We start from the raw sequence: 24,259 nt of genomic DNA, 5'->3' as shown, positions 1-24,259 counted from the left end.
TGACGGGGGCGGCGACGCAACCCGCGCCGCCGCCCCCGTGGAGCCTGAGGATCCGTACCGTCAGATCCCGCCGCCTCCGGCGCCGGACTTGAAGTCACCCGACACCGAGATCGGGGCCGCCGTCTCCTCGAGGGTTCCGGGGCCCACGACCGCGCCCGTGCTCTTCTTGCCGCGCCGCAGACGGCCCTCCAGCCAGCTCGCGAACGAGGTGAGCGTGAAGTTCACCGCGATGTAGATCAGGGCGATCACGGTGAAACACGCGATGGTGTTCGCGCCGTAGTTGGCGCTCATCGGACGAGCGGATGCCAGCAGTTCGGAGTAGGTCAGCACCGCGCCGCCGAGGGCGGTGTCCTTCACGATGACCACGATCTGGCTGACGATGGCGGGCAGCATGGCGGTCACCGACTGCGGCAGCAGCACGTACCGCATCGTCTGGCCCTTGCGCATACCGATCGCCTTGGACGCGTCGGTCTGGCCCTGGGGGAGGGACAGGATTCCGGCCCGTACGATCTCGGCGAGCACCGAGGCGTTGTAGAGGACGAGACCTGTGACCACGGCGTACAGGGGACGCTGGTCGGCACTGATGTTGTCGAACTCGGAGTACAGCTCGTTCGCGAAGATCATCAGGACCAGAACCGGGATGGCGCGGAAGAATTCCACGACAATGCCGGACGGCATGCGCACCCACAGGTGATCGGAGAGCCGGCCGATGCCGAACAGCGCTCCGAGGGGCAGTGCGATCACCAGGGCGAGGCCCGCGGCGATGAGCGTGTTCTCAAGCCCCGGCCAGAGGTACGTCTCCCACGGCTGGCTGCTGGTGAAGAACGGCTTCCACTTGATCCAGTCGAGCTGGTGCTTGGAGTTGAGGCTGTCGTACACCCACCACAGCACGCCCGCGAGGGCGAGCAGGAACAACACCGTGTACAGGATGTTGCGCTGCTTGGCGCGCGGCCCCTGTGCGTCATAAAGGACGGACGTCATCGCTTCACCGCCACCTTCTTGCTCACCCAGCCGAGGATCAGTCCGGTCGGGAGGGTGAGGCAGATGAATCCGAACGCGAAGACAGCTGAGATCATGATGAGTTGGGCCTCAGCCTCGATCATGGTCTTCATCAGGTTCGCGGCCTCGAGAACACCGATCGCGGCGGCCACCGTGGTGTTCTTGGTCAGGGCGATCAGCACATTGGCCAGCGGGTTGACGACCGAGCGGAAGGCCTGCGGGAGGATGATCATCCGCAACACCTGGGTGAAGCTCAGCCCGAGGGCGCGCGCTGCCTCCGCCTGGCCGGTGGGGACCGTGTTGATGCCCGACCGCAACGCCTCGCACACGAAGGCGGAGGTGTAAGCGATCAGACCGAGCACCGCCAGCCTGAAGTTGATCGTCTCGAAGTCCTCCGCCCCGAGGGTGACGCTCAGCGTCTGGAACAGGCCCAGCGAGGTGAAGAGGATGATCACGGTCAGGGGGATGTTCCGGACCACGTTCACATAAGTGGTACCGAAACCGCGCATCAGGGGGACCGGGCTGACCCGCATGCCGGCCAATAGCGTTCCCCATATCAGGGAACCGAGGGCGGAGTAGACGGCGAGTTGCACCGTCACCCAGAAGGCCCCCAGTAGGTCGTAACCTTCAAGAAAGTCGAACACGATCTCCCGCGCTTCCGCGTGTGGGAGGGCCCGGCGCGCCGCCATCAGCGGCGGCGCACCTCGTCAGCCCTGCTTCACTACTTGACGATGTTGCCGATCTTCGGGGCGGTCTCGTTCTTGTAGTTCGCCGGACCGAAGTTGGCCTTCACGGCCTTCTCCCAGGAGCCGTCCGAGACCATCTTGGTAAGGGCCGCGTCGATCTTCTTCTTCAGGTCGGCGTCGCCCTTCTTCAGGCCGATGCCGTAGTTCTCGTTGCTCAGCTTGAAGCCGGCCAGCTTGAACTTGCCCTTGGCCGAGTCCTGCGAGGCGTAACCGGCGAGGATGGAGTCGTCGGTGGTCAGCGCGTCAATGACCTTGTTCTCCAGGCCGGTCAGGCACTCGGAGTAGCCGCCGTACACCTGCAGCTGAGCCTTCGGTGCGAGCTTCTCCTTGACGTTCGTGGCGGAGGTCGAGCCGGTGACCGAGCACAGCTTCTTGTTGTTCAGGTCCGCCGGGGACTTGATCTTGTCGTCGTCGGCGCGGACCAGGATGTCCTGGTGGGCCAGCAGGTAGGGACCGGCGAAGTCGACCTTCGCCAGACGCTTGTCGTTGATCGAGTAAGAGGCGGCGATGAACTTGACGTCACCGCGCTCGATCGCCGTCTCGCGGTCGGCGCTCTTCGTCTCCTTGAAGGTGATGTCCTTGGCGTCGTAGCCGAGCTCCTTGGCGACGTATGTGGCGACGTCGACGTCGAAGCCGGTGTACTTGCCGTCAGGCGTCTTCAGGCCGATGCCCGGCTGGTCGATCTTGATGCCGATCGTGATCTTCTTGCCGCTGCCCGAGCCGGCGCTGTCCTTGTCGTTGGAGCCGCAGGCGGTGGCGGCCAGAGAGAGTGCGAGCACAGCGGCCGAAGCGGCGGTGACCTTGCGAAGCTTCATGGTGACTTTCCCCTGGGTTGACGCGATGTGGGTGATCAGCTGATCCGGGACTCAGTGGTGCAGGATCTTCGACAGGAAGTCCTTGGCGCGGTCACTGCGCGGGTTGCTGAAGAAGTTGTCGGGCGTGGCCTCTTCGACGATCTTGCCGTCGGCCATGAACACGACCCGGTTGGCGGCCGAGCGCGCGAATCCCATCTCATGAGTGACGACGACCATGGTCATGCCGTCCCGGGCGAGCTGCTGCATGACCTCCAGCACCTCATTGATCATCTCGGGGTCGAGCGCGGAGGTCGGCTCGTCGAAGAGCATCACCTTGGGATCCATCGCCAACGCCCGTGCGATGGCGACACGTTGCTGCTGACCACCGGAGAGCTGGGACGGGTACTTGTCCGCCTGCGTGGCCACGCCGACCCGGTCGAGCAGGGCGCGCGCCTTCTCCTCGGCAGCCTTCTTGTCCATCTTGCGGACCTTGAGCTGGCCCAGCATCACGTTCTCGAGCACCGTCTTGTGCGCGAAGAGGTTGAACGACTGGAAGACCATCCCCACGTCGGCACGCAGCCTGGCCAGCTCCTTGCCCTCATCGGGCAGCGGCTTGCCGTCGATCGAGATCGCACCTGAGTCGATCGTCTCCAAGCGGTTGATCGTGCGGCACAGCGTGGACTTCCCGGACCCGGAGGGCCCGATGACAACCACGACCTCGCCACGGGCGATGGTCAGGTCGATGTCCTGGAGCACATGCAGCGCGCCGAAGTGCTTGTTGACGTTGCTCAGCACGACCAGGTCGCCCGCGGTGGGCACTGCGTCCTCGGCGCCCTTGGTCACTGAAACTCCGCTCATCGGCTTCTTGCTCCGTCCTCCTCGGTTGGCAGGACCCTATTCACCTAGTGCGACCAGCGTCATTACATCTGAGCGGAAATTGAGGATAACGATCCGGCTGCAACCGGACACTATGCGTGAACGGGGAGGTGATCGGCGTACCGGGTGGGTAACGGAAACCGCCTGTAACGGGGTGCCCCTTGACTGTCTGGGCGACAATCGGCCTTGATGCCCAGGTACATCGGAGAAGACCGCACGACCGGAGGGGGGCCATGAGGCTGCTGCTCGTCGAGGACGACGACCATGTCGCCGCCGCCCTCTCCGCCGTGCTCGCAAGGCACGGCTTCGAAGTGGTGCACGCTCGCAACGGCGAGGAGGCGCTGCAGGCCGTGCTGCCCGCGACGCATCCGCACAAGCCGCCTTTCGGGGTCGTACTGCTGGATCTGGGGCTGCCCGACCAGGACGGCTACCAGGTCTGTGGCAAGATCAGGAAGCTCACTTCGATCCCTGTGATCATGGTGACCGCGCGGGCCGACGTCCGATCCCGGATACACGGGCTCAACCTCGGGGCCGACGACTATGTCGTCAAGCCGTACGACACCGGTGAGCTGCTCGCGCGCATCCACGCCGTCAGCCGGCGTACCGCGCCGGGAGACGAAGCTGCTACGGCCACCGCCGATCACGCGCTGCGGCTCGGCCGGGTCATCATCGAACTGCCCACCCGCCGCGTCAGCGTCGACGGTGCGACGGTGCAGCTGACCCGCAAGGAGTTCGACCTGCTGGCCCTGCTCGCGCAGCGGCCGGGCGTCGTCTTCCGCCGGGAGCAGATCATCAGCGAGGTGTGGCGGACCAGTTGGGAAGGGACCGGCCGCACGCTCGAGGTGCATGTGGCGTCCCTGCGCTCCAAGCTCCGCATGCCCGCCCTGATCGAGACCGTGCGCGGCGTCGGCTACCGCCTCGTCGTTCCCGTCGGCGCGTAAGGCCCGTAACTCCCTGTGCGTACCCGACTTCTTCCGCTGCTCATCGTCCTCATGGCGGGCGTGCTGCTCGCGCTCGGCTTCCCGCTCGCCGTGAGCGTGGCCGCCGCACAGCAGCAGCGGGTCGTCGTCGACCGGATCGACGACACGGTGCGCTTCGCGGCGCTCGCGCAGTTCGTCACCGATCGCTCGGGTGCCGACGAGCGGCGCTCCACGCTCCAGGAGCAGCTCGACCGATACCACGACACCTACGGCATCAGTGCGGGCGTCTTCTACCGCGACAGCGACGCCATGGCACGCGCCCCCGAGACGTGGTCCGTGCCGCTGAGTGGCCAGGGCCGACAGGCCTTCGAAGAGGCGCTGTCGGGGCGGCGCAGCCATGACCCGCCGCAGGTCTGGCCGTGGCAGCAGGGCGGCCGGCTCGTCGTCGCCTCACCGGTCGTACGGGACGGGGACGTCGTGGCCGTGGTGTTCACGGACTCGCCCACCGGCCAGCTGCGTTCACGCGTGCTGCAGGGGTGGCTGCTGATCGCGGCAGGCGAGGGCGCGGCGATGCTGCTGGCCGTCGGCGCCGCCTTCCGCCTCACGGGCTGGGTGCTGCGGCCGGTACGCATCCTGGACGCGGCCACCCACGACATCGCGACCGGGCAGATGAACTCACGTGTCGCGGCGGCGAGCGGACCTCCGGAACTCCGGCGCCTGGCCCGTTCGTTCAACGAGATGGCCGACAATGTCGAAGAAGTTCTCGAACAGCAGCGGGCGTTCGTCGCCGACGCCTCCCACCAGCTGCGCAACCCGCTCGCCGCACTGCTGCTCCGGATCGAGCTCCTCGCACTCGAACTCCCCGCGGGCAACGAGGAGATCGCCTCGGTCCGCACCGAGGGCAAGCGCCTCGCCCAGGTCCTCGACGACCTGCTGGACCTGGCGCTGGCCGAGCACGCCTCCGCGGATCTCCAGCTCACCGATATCGGCGAACTGGCCGCCGAGCGGGTCGCGGCGTGGCGCCCCCTCGCCGAGGAGAAGGGCGTCCGGCTGACCGGACACGGCGCCGCGGTCACCGCCTGGGCCGATCCGGTCGCGCTGTCCAGCGCACTGGACGCGGTGATCGACAATGCCCTGAAGTTCACGCCGCAGGGCGAGGAGGTCACGGTCTCGGTCGCCTCCAACGGTGAGAGCTCCACGGTGGTGATCACCGACGGAGGTCCGGGTCTGACCGACGAGGAGCTGGCCCGAATCGGCGACCGCTTCTGGCGCAGCGGCCGCCACCAGAACGTCAAGGGCTCTGGCCTGGGCCTGTCCATCTCGCGCGCGCTGCTGACGGCGGGCGGCGGCTCGATCGCGTATGCGCATCACGAGCCGTGCGGACTGCGGGTGACCGTCACTGTCCCGCGTACGTCTCCTACGGCCTGACCGGGCGGTATCGACGGCCTGACTGGGCGGCGATGACGGCCGCCCAGCCAGGGCTACGGCTTGACCGAGCGGTAGTAGCGCTGGGCGCCTTCGTGCAGCGGCAGCGGATCCGTGTAGACCGCGGTCCGCAGATCCACCAGCTGGGCAGGGTGCACCGTATTGCCGATACGGTCCCGGCTGTTGATCACCGTACGGGTGAAGCCCTCGGTCATCGCCGGATCCATCCGGTCCGTGGTGACCAGCAGATTCGCCACCGCCACGGTGGGCACGGGCACGCCGCTCTGCGCCTGGAGATAGGCGTCGGCGGGCATCACCGCGGAGCGGTAGTAGCTGGTCGACTCGCCTGTGGCGTGCAGCTTCTCGACGAGATCGGCCTCCAGCGGGACCAGCCGGATCTGGAAGCGCGCGGACAGCTCTTCGATGGCCGCCGTCGGCAGGCCGCCCGACCAGAAGAAGGCATCGAGCTCGCCGGCTTCGAGCCGCCCGGGCACCGTGTCGATTCCGGCCGGGACCGGAGTGATGTCCCGCGTCGGATCGATCCCTGAGGCCCTCAGCAGCCGCTCGGCGACCAGCCTCACACCCGACCCCTCCTGCCCGATGCCCACCCGCTTGTCGCGCAGATCCCGGACCGACATCACCGGCGAGCCGCGCGGCACGATGAGCTGCACATAGTCGTCGTACAGCCGGGCACAGCCGCGCAGCCGGGCGGCGCCCGGCTTGCCGTCCCGCTTGTACTTGGCGACGGCGTCGGCCGTGGCGATGGTGAAGTCGGCCTCGCCTGCGGCCACCCGCGCGAGATTCTGCTGCGAGCCCTCACTGGTCCGCAGATCGATCTTCACATCCGGCAGGTCATGGGCGAGTGCGTCCTTCAGCAGCACGCCGTACCGCTGATAGACGCCGCTCTGCGAACCGGTGCTGAAGGTCAGCGTCCCGCGCGGCGAGGTCTCGCCGAAGGGCAGCAGCCACCACAGCAGCAGCCCGAACACCACCAGGGCAGCGGCCGACCCCTGCAGGGCACGGCGGCGGCTGATGCGGGACAGGACCGGGAACATGGCCGCGATCCTGCCAGCTCACTCCCTGTAATGGCCAGGCCCTCCCTCGCGGAAGGGAGGGGCGGAGCGTCGGTACGACCCCGTACCCTGGTGGGCGCGATGAGTGCGAAAACTTACGAGGTGCGCACCTACGGGTGCCAGATGAACGTCCACGACTCCGAGCGGCTGTCGGGCCTGCTGGAGGACGCAGGCTATGTGCGTGCGCCCGAGGGCGCCGACGGTGACGCCGATGTCGTCGTCTTCAACACCTGCGCGGTGCGGGAGAACGCCGACAACAAGCTGTACGGCAATCTCGGCCGGCTCGCGCCGATGAAGACCAAGCGGCCCGGGATGCAGATCGCCGTAGGCGGCTGCCTGGCCCAGAAGGACCGCGACACCATCGTGACCAGGGCGCCGTGGGTGGACGTCGTCTTCGGTACGCACAACATCGGCAAGCTGCCGGTGCTGCTGGAGCGCGCCCGTATCCAGGAAGAGGCGCAGGTCGAGATCGCGGAGTCGCTCGAGGCCTTTCCCTCGACGCTGCCGACCCGCCGTGAGTCCGCCTATGCGGCGTGGGTCTCCATCTCGGTCGGCTGCAACAACACCTGCACCTTCTGTATCGTCCCGGCGCTGCGGGGCAAGGAGAAGGACCGCCGGCCCGGCGACATCCTGGCCGAGGTGGAGGCGCTTGTCGCCGAGGGCGTCTCCGAGATCACCCTGCTCGGCCAGAACGTCAATGCGTACGGCTCCGACATCGGCGACCGCGAGGCGTTCTCCAAGCTGCTGCGCGCCTGCGGAAGGATCGACGGTCTGGAGCGGGTCCGCTTCACCTCGCCGCACCCGCGCGACTTCACGGACGACGTGATCGCCGCGATGGCCGAGACCCCGAACGTCATGCCGCAGCTGCACATGCCGCTGCAGTCGGGTTCGGACACGATCCTGAAGGCGATGCGCCGCTCGTACCGGCAGGAGCGTTTCCTCGGAATCATCGAGAAGGTGCGCGTGGCCATTCCGCACGCCGCCATCTCCACCGACATCATCGTGGGCTTCCCCGGCGAGACCGAGGAGGACTTCGAGCAGACGATGCACACGGTGCGCGAGGCGCGCTTCGCGAACGCCTTCACCTTCCAGTACTCCAAGCGCCCCGGCACCCCGGCGGCCACCATGGAGGGGCAGATCTCCAAGGAGGTCGTCCAGGAGCGCTATCTGCGCCTGGTCGCCCTCCAGGAGGAGATTTCCTGGGAGGAGAACAAGAGGCAGGTCGGCCGGACGCTGGAGGTCATGGTCGCCGAGGGCGAGGGCCGCAAGGACGGTGCCACCCACCGCCTTTCGGGGCGCGCCCCCGACAACCGCCTCGTGCACTTCACCAAGCCGGACGAGGAAGTGCGCCCGGGCGATGTGGTGACTGTCGAGATCACCTATGCCGCGCCGCACCACCTGCTCGCCGAGGGCGCTGTGCACTCCGTACGTCCCACCCGCGCGGGCGACGCCTGGGAGAAGCGCAATGCCGCGGCTGCCGCGAAGCCGGCCGGCGTGATGCTGGGCCTGCCGAAGATCGGCGCACCCGAGCCGCTGCCGGCGGCTCAGGCGCCCGGGTGCGGCTGCGACTGACGGACACCCGCGGACGGCACACAGCCCGCTGGAAGGCCCGCCGGCCAGGGCGACGGGCTGAGTACGGACTACTCTGGCGATCATGCTTGTCGCCGCAGCCGTCTGCCCCTGTCCGCCGCTGCTGGTCCCGGACGTCGCCGCCGGGGCCGCCCCGGAACTCGACACCGCGCGGACCGCGTGTGCCGATTCGCTCGGGGTGCTCGCCGCCGCCCGGCCCGATCTGCTCGTCGTGCTCGGACCTGCCGAGCAGGACGGCCGCGGCCCCCACCTCGCGGGCGCGACCGGATCCTTCCACGGGTTCGGCGTGGACCTCGACGTACGGCTCGGAGCGGGCGAGGTCCAGGAGCGGCCGCTGCCGCCCTCGCTCGCCGTCGGCGCCTGGTTGCTCACCCGCGCCCGGTGGGCGGACGCCCCGGTGGAGGGCCTCGGTGTCGGCGAGCCGCTCGCCGGTGAGCGTTGCGTGGCTGTCGGACGGGAACTGGCCGCAAGGGCGGACCGCGTCGCGCTGCTGGTGATGGGTGACGGCAGCGCCTGCCGCACGCTCAAGGCCCCCGGCTATCTGGACGAGCGGGCCGCGGACTTCGACGGACAGACCGCCCGTGCGCTGGGCGCCGCCGATGTCGAGGCGCTCAAGGCGCTGGACGAGTCACTGGCGTACGAACTCAAGGCGGCGGGCCGCGCTCCGTGGCAGGTACTCGCGGGAGCCGCGGAGAACGCGGGACTGGCCGGACAGCTGCTGTACGAGGACGCACCGTACGGCGTCGGCTACTTCGTCGCCGCCTGGTCCTAGCGGATGTGGAGCCGCCCCGTCGTAGCGGACCCGGAGCCGCAAACCGCCCGTCGTGGCGGACGTAACGAGGATGTAGAGGCGTGACGTAACGAGGACGTCGAGCGGACGTACATCGGCGGGCGGCCGCGGAACTCTTCGCTCCGCGGCCGCCCGCCGGTGATGTCAGGAAGCCGGAGGCGTCGTGCCATCGTCCTTGTGGGCGATTCGGCCCAGGGCGTTCTTGGCTTTGCCGGTGCCAGTCTCGATCTTGCTGCTGTACTTGCCCTTGGTCTTTTGATCGACCGTCTTGGCGGCTCTCTCCAGACCGTGCTCGATCTTGCCACCGTGCTGCTGCGCGAGGTCAGAGACCTTGTCCTTGGCCGGGGTGAGCTTGGCTTTCAGCGTGTCCTTGAAGCCCATGGGTCACCTTCCCTCGTGTTCCCTCGCCGGGGACTACTTGCGGGCGCCCTCTCCGGCTTCGTTGTCCGCCGCCTCCTCGGCCGACTGCTGCTTCGGAATCTCCACACCTTCGGCCGCCGTGGCCTCGGCCGCCTCGGCGACCTCAGCCTCTTCGGCTTCGGTGACCTCGGCCGCCGCGTCCTTCGGCGCTTCGGCATCGGAATCGGCCTCAACCGGGGACTCGGCTGTCGGAGTGCTGACAGCCACCTCCTCGGTTGACGCCTCGGCAGTCGTCTTGGACTTGCGACGGAATCGTGAAAAAACGCCCATATCTGCTCCATAGCCTACTCGTGTGGGCGAAGTTCCGCGCCGCCCGGGGCGTCCCATTGCGCCGCCCGCGGGCACCGGCCCAAAAACCGGCGTTCGGAACCTCGCAACAGGCAACGAACCCGCCCCTGTGCCGTCACCTCGCTCGTTCGGGGACATGCCCGCGGGTTTGCGAGACTGGGGCAGTGAGAAGTGCAGCTCCCGCACCGCGGGTCATCGCCATCGTCGGTCCCACCGCGGCCGGAAAGTCCGATCTGGGCGTTTTCCTGGCCCAGCGGTTGGGCGGTGAAGTCGTCAACGCCGACTCCATGCAGCTCTACCGAGGGATGGACATCGGTACCGCCAAGCTGACGACCGACGAGCGCGGTGGCGTCCCGCACCGGCTCCTGGACATCTGGGACGTCACCGAGGCCGCGAGCGTCGCCGAGTATCAGAGGCTGGCCAGGGCGGAGATCGACCTGCTGCTCGCCGAAGGCCGTACACCCGTGCTCGTCGGTGGCTCCGGGCTCTACGTACGCGGTGCCATCGACGCCCTCGAATTCCCCGGCACCGACCCAGAGATCCGTGCCCGGCTCGAGGAGGAGCTGACGCAGCACGGCTCAGGTGCGCTGCACGCCCGGCTCGCCACCGCCGACCCCGAGGCCGGCAGCGCCATCCTGCCCAGCAACGGCCGCCGCATCGTCCGGGCGCTCGAGGTCATTGAGATCACCGGCAAGCCCTTCACCGCCAATCTCCCCGGCCATGACGCCGTGTACGACACCGTCCAGATCGGCGTCGACGTCGCACGCCCCGAGCTCGACGAGCGCATTGCGCTGCGGGTCGACCGGATGTGGGAGGCGGGTCTCGTCGACGAAGTGCGTGCGCTGGAGGCGCAAGGTCTGCGCGAGGGGCGCACGGCCTCGCGTGCGCTCGGGTACCAGCAGGTGCTCACGGCGCTCGCGGGGGAGTGCACGGACCAGGAGGCGCGCGAGGAGACCGTGCGCGCCACGAAACGCTTCGCGCGCCGCCAGGACTCCTGGTTCCGGCGAGACCCGCGGGTGCACTGGCTGAGCGGCGCCGCCCAGCACAGGGAGGAACTTCCGCACCAGGCGCTGACGTTGGTCGAACGAGCGGTCACAGCCTGATCACGTGATGGCATCGGGACGCTCTGCCAGCCATTTCGGCACCCTGGAGCGTGCCATCATCGAGCATCGATCGACGTGGAGTCCGAGTTGGGAGGGCGCGTGGCGATGGAGGCCGGCCCTCGCGACACGGAGCAGGGAAGACGGGACGCAGCGGACAGCGCGTCCCGTCTGAGTCCGGACGGGCCTGACGAGCAGGACGTGATCGCGGACGAGGTCGAGGTCGAACTGCGCCCGCAGCGCAGGCTGCGGATCTGGCAGCTCGCCCCCATCGTGACGCTCGCCGCGATCGGCTCCCTGATGTTCGCCTTCCCTCTCGCCTTCGGCACGGGCGACGGCGGAGCGGTCGTCGCCATGCTGGGACTGCTGATCAGCTGCTGCGCCGCCGGCTGGGGCGTGATGGCAGCCCGCCGCGTGGGCCACACCTGGCCCGGACTGCCGGCCCGCGGCTCCGGGGAGCGTCCCGACTGGCGGGTCATCGCCCTGTACGTCGGCGTGGGCGTGGCGATCGTCGCGCTCGCCGTCTGGCGCGTGGCACGGCTCCGCTGAACTGTCCGCCCGGCCGTCCTCGTACGATGGACGGCGTGAGCACTCCGCAGACCTCGCCGATCGCCTTCCTCAAGGGCCATGGGACCGAGAACGACTTCGTGATCGTCCCCGACCCGGACAACGCCATCGACCTGCCCGCATCAGCTGTCGCCAGGCTCTGCGACCGCCGGGCCGGCATCGGCGGCGACGGACTGCTGCATGTCGTGCGGTCCGAGGCGCACCCCGAGGCGCGTGCCATGGCCGACGAGGCCGAGTGGTTCATGGACTACCGCAACGCCGACGGGTCGATCGCCGAGATGTGCGGCAACGGCGTACGCGTCTTCGCCCGCTACCTCGAGAGAGCGGGCCATGCCGCGGCGGGCGACCTGGCCGTGGCGACCCGCGGCGGCGTCAAGAAGGTGCATCTCGCCAAGGAGGGCGACATCACCGTCTCCATGGGGCGCGCGCTGTTTCCCGAGGGCGGCGTCACAGTCACCGTCGACGGCCGCAGCTGGCCCGCCCGCCACGTCAACATGGGCAATCCGCACGCGGTTGCCTTCGTCGACGACCTGGACCACGCAGGCGATCTTCTCTCCGTACCGACCTTCAGTCCGGCGTCGGTCTACCCGGACGGCGTGAACGTCGAGTTCGTCGTCGACCGCGGCGAGCGCCATGTCGCCATGCGCGTGCACGAGCGCGGCTCCGGCGAGACCCGCTCCTGCGGCACGGGTGCGTGCGCCGTCGCCGTGGCGGCCGCCCGCAGGGACGGCGCGGACCCCTCGGTCACCGGCGCCCCGGTCACGTACACCGTGGATCTCCCCGGCGGACGGCTCATGATCACGGAACGGCCCGACGGCGAGATCGAGATGACAGCCCCCGCCGTCATCGTCGCCGAGGGCCACATCGAACCGGCCTTCCTCGCTGTAACCGAAACCGTGATCGCATAGAGCTTCGCTCGAATGGGTGATCCCTTTCACGCTGAGCGAGAGCCGGACTGCGCCACGTGGTGGGCTCGGTAGCATCAAGCACCGGCACGGAGTGCACGCCTGCCCTTTCCACCGCCGGTCGAAGCTGCCGGAGGTGCCCCATGAGTGCAGAGGCCACCAACCCTGGTGCCCACAGCCGCAGGCGCGGCCGCCCCAGGATCGACCTCCGCAGGCTGGGCCGCGCCGCGCTCCTCGGGCCTGCCGCCCGGGACCGGCTGCCCGACGCGATCGGCCATGTCGCCGACGCGCACCGCGCACACCATCCCGACGCCGACCTCGCCATCCTGCGCAAGGCGTACGTCCTGGCCGAGTCCTCCCACCGCGGACAGTTCCGCAAGAGCGGCGAGCCGTACATCACGCATCCGCTCGCCGTGACGCTGATCCTCGCCGAACTGGGCGCCGAGACCACGACGTTGACCGCCTCGCTCCTCCACGACACCGTCGAGGACACCGAGGTGACCCTCGATCAGGTACGTACGGAATTCGGCGCCGAGGTCTGCTATCTCGTCGACGGCGTCACCAAACTGGAGAAGGTCGACTACGGGGCCGCCGCCGAGCCCGAGACCTTCCGCAAGATGCTCGTCGCCACCGGCAACGACGTCCGCGTGATGTCGATCAAACTCGCCGACCGGCTGCACAACATGCGCACGCTCGGCGTCATGCGCCCCGAGAAACAGGCTCGTATCGCCAAGGTCACTCGCGATGTCCTCATCCCCCTCGCCGAACGGCTCGGCGTACAGGCGCTCAAGACCGAGCTGGAGGACCTGGTCTTCGCGATCCTCCACCCGGAGGAGTACGAACGCACCCGCGCCCTCATCGCCGAGAACACCGGCGCGGGTGATGCGCTCGCTGCCACCGCGGAGGACTTCAAGGCGGTGCTGCGGGACGCCGACATCGCCGCCGAAGTCTTCGTCAGGCCACGGCACTTCGTCTCCGTCCACCGGGCGCGGCGCAAGCGTGGCGAGATGCGCGGCACGGACTTCGGCCGACTGCTGGTGCTCGTCGGCGAGGACGCCGACTGCTACGGCGTCCTGGGTGAGCTGCACACCTGCTTCACCCCGGTGATCTCCGAGTTCAAGGACTTCATCGCCGCCCCCAAGTTCAACCTGTACCAGTCGTTGCACACCGCTGTCGCGGGACCGGACGGCGCGGTCGCCGAAGTCCTCATCCGTACGCACCAGATGCACAAGGTCGCCGAGGCCGGAGTGATCGCACTCGGCAATCCTTACGTACCCCTGGAACCCGTCGAAGGGGCAGAACCGGCCGATGGCGAACGCGCGGACCCCACCCGGCCCGGCTGGCTCTCCCGCCTCCTGGAGTGGCAGCAGTCCACCCCCGACCCCGACACGTTCTGGTCCTCCCTGCGTGCGGATCTGGCACAGGACCGGGAGATCACCGTCTTCCGCGCCGACGGCGGCATGCTCGGACTGCCGGTCGGCGCGAGCTGTGTGGACGCCGCGTACGCGCAGTACGGAGAGGAGGCGCACGCCTGTATCGGCGCACGCGTCAACGGCCGTCTGGCGACGCTCAGTACGGTGCTGAGCGACGGCGACACAGTGCATCTGCTCCTCGCCCAGGACGCCGCATCCGGACCTTCGCCCGACTGGCTCGACCATGCCCGCACACCCGCCGCGCGCATCGCCATCGCCGCCTGGCTCGAGGCGAATCCGGAGGGGACAAAGGTCCCCGCCGCTGCCATCCGCCGGCCCGCCCCCGTCACCGCCGACCGGCCTGCGGCCGCGAACGCCGTCGTCGATCTGCCGGACGCGACGGTACGTCTCGCCGGCTGCTGTACGCCCGTACCGCCGGACGCCGTCACCGGGTTCGCGGTACGCGGCGGCGCCGTGACCGTCCACCGCGAGAGGTGTCCGGCCGTGGCCCGAATGAGAGCCCTGGACCGCGAGCCCATCGCGGTGAGCTGGGGCGATGCCGCCGAATGCCGGGTCACTCTGATCGCTGAGTCCTTCGGCCGCCCCCGCCTGCTGGCCGATCTCACCGAGGTCATCGCCACCGAGGGCGCGGCCATCGTCTCGGCCACCGTCGAGCCGCCCAGCGAACAGCGCGTACGGCACACGTACACCCTTCAACTCCCGGACGCCGCCGGGCTTCCCGCCCTGATGCGCGCCATGCGCGATGTGCCGGGGGTGTACGACGTGAGCCGCACCCAGCATCCGGCCGCCACCGCCTGATCTCGTTCGGGTGGTGCGACGCGCGCCGCCACGGTCCGCGCCGGGCGCGCTGATAGCCGTAGTGCATGCTGCACACCTCTCGGCGCCGCCTGCGTGCCACTCTGCTGGCCGCCGCATCGGCCACCCTCGTTGCCGCGGCCCTGCCTCCGCCCGCACCGCTCGGCATCGGCGATCCGCTCTTTCCGCAGCTGGGCAATCCCGGCTATGACGTCCTCGCCTACGACATCGCCTTCACCTATCGCGGCAGCAACGCCAAGCCGCTGGACGCCGTCACAAAGATTGACGCACTGGCGACTCGGCGCCTGGACCGCATCAATCTCGACTTCACGCACGGCACCGTCAGCGCAGTCGAAGTGAACGGCGAGTCCGCCGAGTTCGCGAGTGCCGGAGAGGACCTGGTCGTCACCCCGCCGGACGCGGTCGAGGAAGGATCCCCGCTTCGGATCAGTGTCACGCACACCAGCGACCCGAGGGGACCCGCGAACGCCGGAGGCTGGGTGCGTACCGCCGACGGGCTCGCGATGGCGAACCAGGCCGACGCCGCCCACCGGGTCTTCCCGTCCAACGACCACCCTGCCGACAAGGCGTACTTCACCTTCCGGATCACCGCGCCCAGCGAGCTCACCGCGGTGGCCAACGGGGTGCAGACGGCAAAGGTACGGACAGGGTCCACCACCACGTGGGCGTACCGGACCCTGCATCCCATGGCCACCGAGCTGGCCCAGGTGTCGATCGGCCGCTCGACCGTCGCCCGCCGCCAGGGGCCGCACGCCCTGCCCGTACGCGATGTCGTGCCGACCGCCGATCGCACGAGGCTGGAACCCTGGCTGAAGAAGACGCCGGAACACCTGAAGTGGATGGAGCGGCAGGTCGGCCGCTATCCCTTCGAGTCGTACGGAGTGCTGATCGCCGAAGCCGACACCGGATACGAGCTGGAGACGCAGACGCTCTCGCTCTTCGAGCGCTCGCTCTTCACCCAGGGCATCTTCCCCGAGTGGTACGTCGACTCGATCATGGTGCATGAGCTGGCCCACCAGTGGTTCGGCAACAGTGTCTCGCCCCGCACCTGGTCAGATCTGTGGCTGAACGAGGGGCACGCCACCTGGTACGAGGCGCTGTACGCCGACGAGAAGGCGCAGAAGTCCCTGGATCTGCGGATGCGCGAGGCGTACAGGCAGTCCGACCGCTGGCGTGCGACCGGCGGGCCGCCGGCCGCGCCCAAGCCGCCGGCACCGGGGGAGAAGATCAGCCTCTTCCGTCCCGTGGTGTACGGCGGCAGCGCACTGGTCCTGTACGCGCTGCGGCAGACGATCGGGAAGGACGCCTTCGGCCAGCTGGAGCGGGCCTGGGTGAGCGGGCACCGGGACCGGTCGGCGAGTACGGCCGACTTCGCGGCACTGGCATCGGGGATCGCGGGCCGTGACCTGTCGGCGTTCTTCCGGGAATGGCTGTACGGGAAGCGGACGCCGCCGATGCCGGGGCACGCGGACTGGCGCAGCACGGCCGGCGCAGCCGCCGCAGCCCGCTGAAACTGGGGTGACGGCCCCGGCAGGCCCGTGGGACCATCAACAGGTCGACGACGCGGCCGGGGCCGGAACCCCTTGGGGAATCATCCGGGGCCATTACGCGTTGTAACTGACGTACCGGAATTCTCTCCGGCACTTTTTCCATCGACTCCCATCGACGTAAGGATCCAATGACCTCCTCTTCATCCCCTTCCCAGAACGAGCAGAGCTTCGCGGACACGCGCACCGAGAGCCTTCGGGCTGATGCCCTGATGGAAGAGGACGTCGCCTGGAGCCACGAGATCGACGGAGAGCGGGACGGCGATCAATTCGACCGCTCCGAGCGCGCCGCGTTGCGGCGTGTGGCGGGTCTCTCCACGGAGCTCGAGGACGTCACCGAGGTCGAGTACCGGCAGCTGCGCCTTGAGCGTGTGGTGCTGGTCGGCGTTTGGACCACGGGGACGGTACAGGACTCCGAGAATTCCCTCGCGGAGCTGGCGGCGCTCGCCGAGACGGCGGGCGCGCTGGTGCTGGACGGCGTCATTCAGCGCCGTGACAAGCCCGACCCGGCCACCTACATCGGCTCCGGCAAGGCGCAGGAGCTGCGCGACATCGTGCTCGAAACCGGCGCCGACACCGTCGTCTGCGACGGTGAGCTCAGCCCCGGCCAGCTGATTCACCTCGAAGACGTCGTCAAGGTCAAGGTGGTCGACCGCACCGCCCTGATCCTCGACATCTTCGCCCAGCACGCCAAGTCCCGAGAGGGCAAGGCGCAGGTCGCGCTGGCACAGATGCAGTACATGCTGCCGAGGCTGCGCGGCTGGGGTCAGTCGCTGTCCCGGCAGATGGGTGGCGGCAGCGGTGGCGGCATGGCCACCCGTGGTCCCGGTGAGACCAAGATCGAGACGGACCGGCGTCGGATCCGCGAGAAGATGGCGAAAATGCGCCGGGAGATCGCGGAGATGAAGACGGGCCGCGAGATCAAGCGGCAGGAGCGCCGGCGCAACAAGGTGCCCTCGGTCGCGATCGCCGGCTACACCAACGCAGGCAAGTCGTCTCTGCTCAACCGCCTCACGGGCGCTGGCGTCCTGGTGGAGAACGCACTGTTCGCCACCCTGGACCCGACCGTCCGCCGGGCCGAAACGCCGAGCGGCAGGCTCTACACCCTGGCCGACACCGTCGGGTTCGTACGGCATCTGCCGCACCACCTCGTCGAGGCCTTCCGCTCCACCATGGAGGAGGTCGGGGACTCCGATCTGATCCTGCATGTGGTGGACGGATCGCACCCGGCGCCGGAGGAGCAGCTGGCCGCCGTGCGCGAGGTGATCCGCGATGTGGGCGCGACGGACGTGCCCGAGATCGTGGTGATCAACAAGGCGGATGCGGCCGATCCCCTCGTACTGCAGCGACTGCTGCGTATCGAGCGGCACGCGATCGCGGTGTCGGCGCGGACCGGCAGGGGTATCGACGAGCTGCTCGCGCTGATCGACGTCGAACTGCCGCGGCCCGAGGTCGAGATCGAGGTCCTCGTGCCGTACACCCGGGGCGGGCTCGTCTCGCGGGTGCATGCCGAGGGCGAGGTTCTCTCCGAGGAACACACCACGGAGGGCACGCTGCTCAAGGCGCGGGTGCACGAGGAGCTGGCCGCGGCGCTGGCGCCGTATGTGCCGGCGACTCGCTGATCGCCTACTGAACCGAACAAGCCGGAAGGCCCGCCCCCTCATCGAGAGGGGGCGGGCCTTCCGGCTTGGTGTGTGTCCAGCAGCCGGCAGTCTTACTGGCCTGCGAACTTGTCGCTCATCGTGGTGTAGATCTGCTTGGCTCCGGCGCCCAGGCGCGGACCCGCCAGCCAGCCCGAAGTGACCGGGCCGATGGAGGTGTTGGAGACCAGCGCGGGCTTGCCGTTCGGCTGGTTGGCGAACCAGCCACCGCCGGAGGAACCGCCGGTCATGCTGCAGCCGATGCGCCACATCGTCGGCGTACCGGGAGCGACCGAGAGACGGCCCGGACGGTCGATGCACTTGTGCATGATCGCGCCGTTGTACGGCGGGGCGGCCGGGTAGCCCCAGGCGCCCATCGCGCTGATGCTCTTGGCCTCGGGCGCGTCGAAGTTGACGTCGAGAGCGTTGCCCACCGTCTCCTCCAGCGACTTGGTGCCCTTCTCCGGCTTCACATGCATCACGGCGTAGTCGTACGGAGCACCCGTACCGCCGGTCGGGCCGCCCTGGGAGATCCACTCGCCCGAGGTCGAGACCCAGTCGGCCCAGTAGACGCCGTACGGAGCGATCTCCTGCGGCTGCGCGTTGTCCAGCGCAGCCGGGGACTTGCCCAGGTCGTTGTACGACGGCACGAAGGCGATGTTGCGGTACCAGCCGCCCGCCTGACCCGCGTGGACGCAGTGGCCCGCTGTCCACACCAGGTTGGACTTGCCCGGGTTCTTCGGGTCCTTGACGACGGTGGCGGAGCAGACCATCGTGCCCTCGGGCGAATCGAAGAAGACCTTGCCGACCGGTGCCGCGTTCTCGTGGTACGGCTTCTTCTCCGCCTGGGCCTGGACCGGGCGCGGCTCCGGGTCGGTGACGCCCTGGTCACCGGAGATGTCGCCGGCCGCGAGCGTCTTCGCCGGCGCCTTGGCCGTCGTCATCCGCTTGGGCTTCCACAGCCCCTCGATCACCGGGTTGACGAAGTCCTTGGCCTCACGCAGCCACTTGTCCTTCTCCCAGTTCTTCCACTCGCCGTTCTTCCACTTGTCCAGGTCGACACCGTGCTCCTTGAGCTTGTCGGCCAGGTCTGCGGGAAGATCCGCGCCACCCTTGTCGGCGGGGCTGGAAGCGGCGGGCTTGTCGGCCGCCTTGTCCTCGCCCGGACCACAAGCGGTGGCCGTCAGCGCGAGGGCTGCGGCAATGCCGGTGGCAGCCAGCAGCGGACGTATGGATCGCATGGAAACGATTCCCCCTGAAGTGCTTTTGGAAATGTGCCTATGTGTCTATGTGCCATGAATGTGTCGTGCATCAGCTGACGGCGTGGTGGTGCTGCCGTGCGCGTGAATTGCCATGAGCGTGTCACGCGAAAGGGCGGCCTTCCGGGGCCGCCCCTGCTCGGGCACCACTCTATGCCCGGTGCGGAGCCGCACAGTTGAGACGGTCCCCACCTGCACGGAGTCTCCACCAGGAAGGGCAGGAGCCATCGGCCCCTGCCCTTCTGTGGACTGCTTACTGGCCCGCGAACTTCTTGCTGACCGAGTTGTAGACGCCCTTGGCCTCGTCACCCAGGCGGGGACCCGCCAGCCAGCCGGCCGTCACCGGGCCGATGGAGGTGTTGGACACCAGGGCGGGCTTGCCGTCCCGGCCCTTGGCCACCCAGCCACCGCCGGAGGAACCGCCGGTCATGGTGCAGCCGATGCGGTACATCGTCGGCTCGTTGGCCTTTATGGACAGCCGGCCCGGCTTGTCGGAGCACTGGAAGAGCTTCTGGCCGTCGTACGGCGGCGCCGCGGGGTAGCCCTTGGCGGTCATGTTGTCGATCTTCGGCACAGCCGGGGCGTTGAAGTCGACCGGAAGCGCCGAACCGATCGTCTCCTCAAGCGACTTGCCCGTACCGCCCTTCTCGGGCGTGACGTGGATCACGGCGAAGTCGAACGGAGCGCCCTGGCCGCCGGTCGCGGCGCCCTGGGAGATCCACTGCTCGGAGGTCTGGGCCCAGTCGCCCCACCACACGCCGTACGGAGCGATCTGCTCCTTGGGAGCCTTCTCCAGCGCGGCGGTGGGCTTGGCGCTGTCGTTGTACGACGGCACGAAGGCGATGTTGCGGTACCAGCCGCCGCTCTTTCCGGCGTGCACACAGTGGCCCGCGGTCCACACCATGTTGGACTTTCCGGGGTGGGCCGGGTCCTTGACGACGGTCGCGGAGCAGACCATCGAACCCTCCGGGCCGTCGAAGAAGACCTTGCCGGCCTCGGCGGCGGTGGAGTGGTACGGAGCCTTCACGGCCTGCGCGTTGACCGGGGCGGGCGTGGGGTCGGTGACACCTTCGTCGCCCGAGATGTCGTTGTCGACGGGCTTCTCCGGCGGCTTGTCGGCATCGCGCATCCGATCCGGGTCCCAGAGGCCCTCGATGATCGGGTTGACGAAGTCCTTGGCCTCACGGAGCCACTTGTCCTTGTCCCAGTTCTTCCACTCGCCGTTCTTCCACTTGTCCAGGTCGATCCCGCGCTCCTTGAGCCGGTCCTTGAGATCGTCCGGGATGGTGATTTTGCCGTCGGTGGGCTGGCTGGCGGGCGTGCTCGGCTTCTCGCCCGCGTTGTCCTCGCTCGGACCGCAGGCGGTGGCAGCCAGCGCGAGTACAGCGGCGATGGAGGCCGCTGCCAGCGTCGGGCGAATGGGTCGCATGTCGTGATCCCCCTGGGACTTCATAACTCTGAACTGTCGGAACTTCACAAAGCGTTGCTCAGCCGGCGGCCGTACGTGGAGCCTGGCCCGGCTGCGGCCCCCACTATGCCGGTGCCGATGGGGACGGTGCGCAGCAGGTCCGCGGTTCCGTCACCGCAAGGATCTTCCGAATGCCCGTAATCCCCGGCTCCCGGCGTCGTTGGGTACGTACGGGGGGCACAAGGCCAGCGTTCAGCGTGGGTGGGCGGCCTACGAACGCTGTACCGATGTGCAACGCAACTGTTACAGCTGGAGGACCAACAGCCGTGGGCGTGACCGAACCTGCTCCGGTGGCGCTGCCTGCCGCGCACGAGGGGATTCTGCGTCGGCAGTCGCTCCGCGAATCTGCGGCCCGTACGTATGCGCGCTCGCTGCCCATCGTTCCCGTACGGGCCCGGGGACTGACGATCGAGGGAGCGGACGGGCGGCGCTATCTCGACTGCCTTTCCGGGGCGGGGACTTTGGCGCTCGGGCACAACCATCCTGTGGTTCTCGAAGCGATCAGGAAAGTGATCGACTCGGGAGCGCCGCTGCATGTCCTCGACCTCGCCACCCCGGTCAAGGACGCGTTCACCACCGAGCTGTTCGCCACGCTGCCACCGCAGTTCGCCGACGACGCACGGGTCCAGTTCTGCGGGCCTGCCGGCACCGACGCGGTGGAAGCCGCCCTCAAACTCGTCCGCACGGCGACCGGTCGAAGCGGCCTCCTTGCTTTCACCGGCGCATACCACGGGATGACGGCCGGCGCGCTCGACGCCTCGGGTGGCGCCACCGACGTACGCGTGACCCGGCTGCCCTTCCCGCAGAACTACCGATGCCCCTTCGGGATCGGCGGCGAACGCGGTGCCGAACTCGGGGCACGCTGGACCGAGAACCTCCTCGACGACTCCAAGGGCGGAGTGTCCACGCCGGCCGGGATGATCCTGGAACCGGTCCAGGGTGAGGGTGGAGTGATCCCGGCCCCCGATGCCTGGATGCGCAGGATGCGGGAGATCACCGCCGCCCGCTCGATTCCGCTGATCGCCGACGAGGTGCAGACGGGCGTCGGGCGCACCGGTGCCTTCTGGGCGGTCGAACACAGCGGTGTCGTGCCCGATGTGATGGTGCTCTCCAAGGCAATCGGCGGCTCCCTTCCGCTGGCTGTCATCGTCTACCGGTCCGAACTCGACGCCTGGCAGCCCGGTGCCCACGCCGGCACCTTCCGTGGCAACCAACTAGCCATGGCGGCGGGGGCGGCCACCCTCGCCTTCGTACGCGAGAACCGGCTCGCCGACCGCGCCGCGACCCTCGGTGCGCGCATGCTGGGCCGGCTGCAGGGACTGGCCGCGGCCCACCCCTGCATCGGAGACGTACGCGGCCAGGGCCTCATGATCGGCGTCGAGCTCGTCGACCCGGACGCCGCCGCCCCCGACGCCCTGGTCCCGCCGACCGCCCCGGCACTCGCCGCCGCTGTCCAGCAGGAGTGCCTGAACCGCGGGCTCATCGTCGAACTCGGCGGACGTCACTCCGGTGTCGTACGGCTACTTCCTCCTCTCACCCTCACCGACGAACAGGCCGTGGCTGTCCTCGACCGCTTTGCCGACGCCCTGGCCGATGCCGAACGCTCCATGCGACACCGCACCGACAACGGGCAGTTGCACTGACCCGGACAAATCACAAGGAAGCCCTCCGTGAACCCCACCCCCGCGCCCGATGTGCCCGAGGCCGACGGCCGTCCCACCGCCCACCACCAAGGACAGGGCGGAATGTGTGGCCCCCTCTTGGTCGAGGCGGCGGCGGTGCCCCGCCAACAGACGGGTGTTCTCGGCGAACAGCACACGCCCACGGCCGGCGCGTCCTCCGGCGCCCGAGCGGCAGAGCCCCTCGACCATCCGGATCCGCAGCGAGCTGCGGACGCGGCCGCCGTCGAGAATCTCCTCCGCTGCTGGGTACGGGAGAACGACCTCGCGAAGCCGGACGGCGCCACCCTGCGCATCCCGCTGCACGCCAGTGGCACCGCGCTGCTCGTCCCGGTGCGGTACTGGTCCCTCACCGGCTGGCACCGCTTCGGCCTGCCCGCCCTGGAGGGCGGTCCGCGCGACGCGCCGGGCGTCGATGCCGTCACCGTCGCCGCACTCCTCGGCCGGGAAGCGGGTCAGAGCGAAGGAGCCGATCTGGTGGGCCGCGTCGCCGACTCGGTGCGGCGCACCACCGACTTCATCACCGACCGCCGCGCCCATCCCGCTCCCGCCCCCGAGGCGGATCTCTTCCTCACCGCCGAGCAGTCCCTTGTACTGGGCCACCCGCTGCACCCGACACCCAAGAGCCGCGAAGGACTCTCTGAGGCCGAAGTCCGGCTCTACTCACCGGAGTTGTACGGCTCTTTTCCGCTGCACTGGATGGCCGTCGACCGCTCCGTCCTGGCCACCGAATCGGCATGGACCGAACACGGCCGGACCCTGTCGGCCGAGCAGCTCACCGCCCGCCTCTGCGGTGACCTCCAACTCCCCGACCACACCGTCCCCTTGCCGCTTCACCCCTGGCAGGCCCGCGAACTGAAGCACCGCCCCGCCGTCGCAGCCCTCCTCGACGCTGGTCTCCTGCACGACCTCGGTCCCTATGGAGACCCCTGGCACCCCACCTCCTCGGTCCGCACGGTGCACCGTCCCGGCGCCCCGGCCATGCTCAAGCTCTCGCTCGGCGTACGCATCACCAACTCCCGTCGTGAGAATCTCCGCAAGGAACTCCACCGCGGCGTCGAGGTGCACCGGCTGCTCCGCACAGGCCTCGCCGAGCAGTGGCAGTCCGCCCACCCCGGCTTCGACATCGTGCGGGACCCCGCCTGGCTCGCGGTCGACACCGCCGACGGCGCAGCCGTACCCGGCCTCGACGTCATGCTGCGCCACAATCCCTTTGGCCTCGGCGACGACGCCGTCTGCATCGCGGGACTGACCGCACCTCGCCCCTGGCCGTCGCGCCCCGGAATGCACTCGCGCCTCTCCGACACGGTGGAACGGCTCGCCACGCGCACCGGCCGGCCCACCGGCGCGGTCGCCGCCGAGTGGTTCCTGCGCTACCTCGATCACGTCGTACGCCCGGTGCTCTGGCTGGACGCCACCGCCGGTATCGCTCTCGAGGCCCACCAGCAGAACACGCTCGTGATCCTCGACCCTGAGGGCTGGCCCGTCGGCGGCCGCTACCGAGACAACCAGGGGTACTACTTCCGCGAGTCCCACCGTGCCGCACTCGAGCGCCGCCTTCCTGGCATCGGCACTGTCAGCGACACCTTCGTCTCCGACGACGTCACCGACGAGCGCTTCGCCTACTACCTCGGCATCAACAACGTCCTCGGACTGATCGGAGCCTTCGGAGCTCAACGCCTCGCCGACGAGCGCGTACTCATTGCCGCTTTCCGGCTGTTCCTCACCGCGAATGCAGGCATGGGATCGCCGTTGCCCGCTCAGCTTCTCGATGCCCCCATCCTGCGGTCCAAGGCCAATCTGCTCACGCGGCTGCGCGGCCTCGACGAGCTCGTCGGTCCTGTCGACACCCAGTCCGTCTACGTCACCATCACCAACCCCCTTCGTCCTTGAGGGAACACAACCCGACCGAACTGCGAGAGGA

21 protein-coding genes are annotated in these 24,259 nt (G+C 68.9%); 12 read left to right on the top strand and 9 right to left on the bottom strand.

Features of this window, described 5'->3' with window-relative positions; all coding sequences use genetic code 11:
• Window positions 1-60 precede the first annotated feature (60 nt).
• The 4 genes from AB0D12_RS29010 to AB0D12_RS28995 form a co-directional block, all read right to left on the bottom strand.
• Window positions 61-981 carry an amino acid ABC transporter permease gene (locus AB0D12_RS29010; protein WP_362688964.1) on the bottom strand — a complete coding sequence of 307 codons (921 nt, stop codon included), beginning with the start codon at window positions 979-981 and terminating at the stop codon, window positions 61-63.
• Window positions 978-1,643: an amino acid ABC transporter permease gene (locus AB0D12_RS29005; RefSeq protein ID WP_362689036.1), complete on the bottom strand. Its 666-nt coding sequence runs from the start codon at window positions 1,641-1,643 to the stop codon at window positions 978-980. Before AB0D12_RS29005 ends, AB0D12_RS29010 begins: the two co-directional genes overlap by 4 nt.
• Window positions 1,644-1,720: 77 nt before the next feature.
• Window positions 1,721-2,560 (bottom strand): glutamate ABC transporter substrate-binding protein, encoded by an 840-nt coding sequence (locus AB0D12_RS29000; RefSeq protein ID WP_362688961.1) that lies wholly within the window; start codon window positions 2,558-2,560, stop codon window positions 1,721-1,723.
• A gap of 51 nt (window positions 2,561-2,611) precedes the next feature.
• On the bottom strand, window positions 2,612-3,397 hold the full coding sequence (locus AB0D12_RS28995) for an amino acid ABC transporter ATP-binding protein (RefSeq protein ID WP_362688958.1): 786 nt from the start codon (window positions 3,395-3,397) through the stop codon (window positions 2,612-2,614).
• A 251-nt stretch (window positions 3,398-3,648) separates the two neighbouring features.
• On the opposite strand from AB0D12_RS28995, the gene AB0D12_RS28990 reads away from it, so the two are divergent.
• Both AB0D12_RS28990 and AB0D12_RS28985 read left to right on the top strand, forming a co-directional pair.
• On the top strand, window positions 3,649-4,356 hold the full coding sequence (locus AB0D12_RS28990) for a response regulator transcription factor (protein WP_362688955.1): 708 nt from the start codon (window positions 3,649-3,651) through the stop codon (window positions 4,354-4,356).
• A 15-nt stretch (window positions 4,357-4,371) separates the two neighbouring features.
• Window positions 4,372-5,763: a HAMP domain-containing sensor histidine kinase gene (locus AB0D12_RS28985; protein WP_362688952.1), complete on the top strand. Its 1,392-nt coding sequence runs from the start codon at window positions 4,372-4,374 to the stop codon at window positions 5,761-5,763.
• 53 nt (window positions 5,764-5,816) lie between these two features.
• Here AB0D12_RS28985 and AB0D12_RS28980 read toward each other — a convergent pair whose 3' ends face one another.
• Complete coding sequence (locus AB0D12_RS28980; RefSeq protein ID WP_362688949.1) at window positions 5,817-6,815, bottom strand: TAXI family TRAP transporter solute-binding subunit; 999 nt, start codon at window positions 6,813-6,815, stop codon at window positions 5,817-5,819.
• A 99-nt stretch (window positions 6,816-6,914) separates the two neighbouring features.
• On the opposite strand from AB0D12_RS28980, the gene miaB reads away from it, so the two are divergent.
• Together miaB and AB0D12_RS28970 are read left to right on the top strand one after the other, a co-directional pair.
• Complete coding sequence (miaB, locus tag AB0D12_RS28975; protein WP_362688946.1) at window positions 6,915-8,405, top strand: tRNA (N6-isopentenyl adenosine(37)-C2)-methylthiotransferase MiaB; 1,491 nt, start codon at window positions 6,915-6,917, stop codon at window positions 8,403-8,405.
• A gap of 82 nt (window positions 8,406-8,487) precedes the next feature.
• On the top strand, window positions 8,488-9,195 hold the full coding sequence (locus AB0D12_RS28970; RefSeq protein WP_362688943.1) for a class III extradiol dioxygenase subunit B-like domain-containing protein: 708 nt from the start codon (window positions 8,488-8,490) through the stop codon (window positions 9,193-9,195).
• A 162-nt stretch (window positions 9,196-9,357) separates the two neighbouring features.
• On the opposite strand, the gene AB0D12_RS28965 is transcribed toward AB0D12_RS28970, so the two are convergent.
• Entirely contained in the window at window positions 9,358-9,594 is a 237-nt protein-coding gene (locus tag AB0D12_RS28965; protein WP_327326467.1) for an antitoxin, read from the bottom strand.
• 33 nt (window positions 9,595-9,627) lie between these two features.
• Window positions 9,628-9,903 (bottom strand): hypothetical protein, encoded by a 276-nt coding sequence (locus AB0D12_RS28960; RefSeq protein ID WP_362688940.1) that lies wholly within the window; start codon window positions 9,901-9,903, stop codon window positions 9,628-9,630.
• Window positions 9,904-10,085: 182 nt separating this feature from the next.
• Between AB0D12_RS28960 and miaA the strand changes: the two genes are divergently transcribed.
• From miaA to hflX, 6 genes are all read left to right on the top strand, one after another.
• A complete protein-coding gene (miaA, locus tag AB0D12_RS28955; RefSeq protein WP_362688937.1) occupies window positions 10,086-11,024 on the top strand; it encodes a tRNA (adenosine(37)-N6)-dimethylallyltransferase MiaA in 939 nt (312 codons plus the stop codon).
• Window positions 11,025-11,129: 105 nt separating this feature from the next.
• On the top strand, window positions 11,130-11,570 hold the full coding sequence (locus tag AB0D12_RS28950) for a hypothetical protein (RefSeq protein ID WP_362689033.1): 441 nt from the start codon (window positions 11,130-11,132) through the stop codon (window positions 11,568-11,570).
• A gap of 26 nt (window positions 11,571-11,596) precedes the next feature.
• On the top strand, window positions 11,597-12,496 hold the full coding sequence (gene dapF, locus AB0D12_RS28945; protein WP_362688934.1) for a diaminopimelate epimerase: 900 nt from the start codon (window positions 11,597-11,599) through the stop codon (window positions 12,494-12,496).
• Between the two features lie 140 nt (window positions 12,497-12,636).
• Complete coding sequence (locus AB0D12_RS28940; RefSeq protein WP_362688931.1) at window positions 12,637-14,724, top strand: HD domain-containing protein; 2,088 nt, start codon at window positions 12,637-12,639, stop codon at window positions 14,722-14,724.
• A 65-nt stretch (window positions 14,725-14,789) separates the two neighbouring features.
• Window positions 14,790-16,253 (top strand): M1 family metallopeptidase, encoded by a 1,464-nt coding sequence (locus AB0D12_RS28935; protein WP_362688928.1) that lies wholly within the window; start codon window positions 14,790-14,792, stop codon window positions 16,251-16,253.
• Between the two features lie 167 nt (window positions 16,254-16,420).
• Window positions 16,421-17,911, top strand: coding sequence for a GTPase HflX (hflX, locus tag AB0D12_RS28930; RefSeq protein ID WP_362688925.1), 1,491 nt, complete (start codon window positions 16,421-16,423; stop codon window positions 17,909-17,911).
• Window positions 17,912-18,003: 92 nt separating this feature from the next.
• Here the strand turns inward: hflX and AB0D12_RS28925 are convergent, their stop codons facing one another.
• Both AB0D12_RS28925 and AB0D12_RS28920 read right to left on the bottom strand, forming a co-directional pair.
• On the bottom strand, window positions 18,004-19,170 hold the full coding sequence (locus tag AB0D12_RS28925) for a hypothetical protein (RefSeq protein ID WP_362688922.1): 1,167 nt from the start codon (window positions 19,168-19,170) through the stop codon (window positions 18,004-18,006).
• 271 nt (window positions 19,171-19,441) lie between these two features.
• Window positions 19,442-20,617 (bottom strand): hypothetical protein, encoded by a 1,176-nt coding sequence (locus AB0D12_RS28920; RefSeq protein ID WP_362688919.1) that lies wholly within the window; start codon window positions 20,615-20,617, stop codon window positions 19,442-19,444.
• A 305-nt stretch (window positions 20,618-20,922) separates the two neighbouring features.
• Here AB0D12_RS28920 and AB0D12_RS28915 point away from each other — a divergent pair, with 305 nt between their 5' ends.
• Window positions 20,923-22,299: a diaminobutyrate--2-oxoglutarate transaminase family protein gene (locus tag AB0D12_RS28915; protein ID WP_362688916.1), complete on the top strand. Its 1,377-nt coding sequence runs from the start codon at window positions 20,923-20,925 to the stop codon at window positions 22,297-22,299.
• Window positions 22,300-22,326: 27 nt separating this feature from the next.
• On the top strand, window positions 22,327-24,228 hold the full coding sequence (locus tag AB0D12_RS28910; protein ID WP_362688913.1) for an IucA/IucC family protein: 1,902 nt from the start codon (window positions 22,327-22,329) through the stop codon (window positions 24,226-24,228).
• The last annotated feature ends 31 nt before the right edge of the window (window positions 24,229-24,259 follow it).

This window comes from Streptomyces sp. NPDC048479, assembly GCF_040651435.1.
GTDB lineage: Bacteria > Actinomycetota > Actinomycetes > Streptomycetales > Streptomycetaceae > Streptomyces.
The sequence above is the reverse complement of the archived record's forward strand: the minus strand, read 5'-3'. Positions and strand labels throughout refer to the sequence as shown.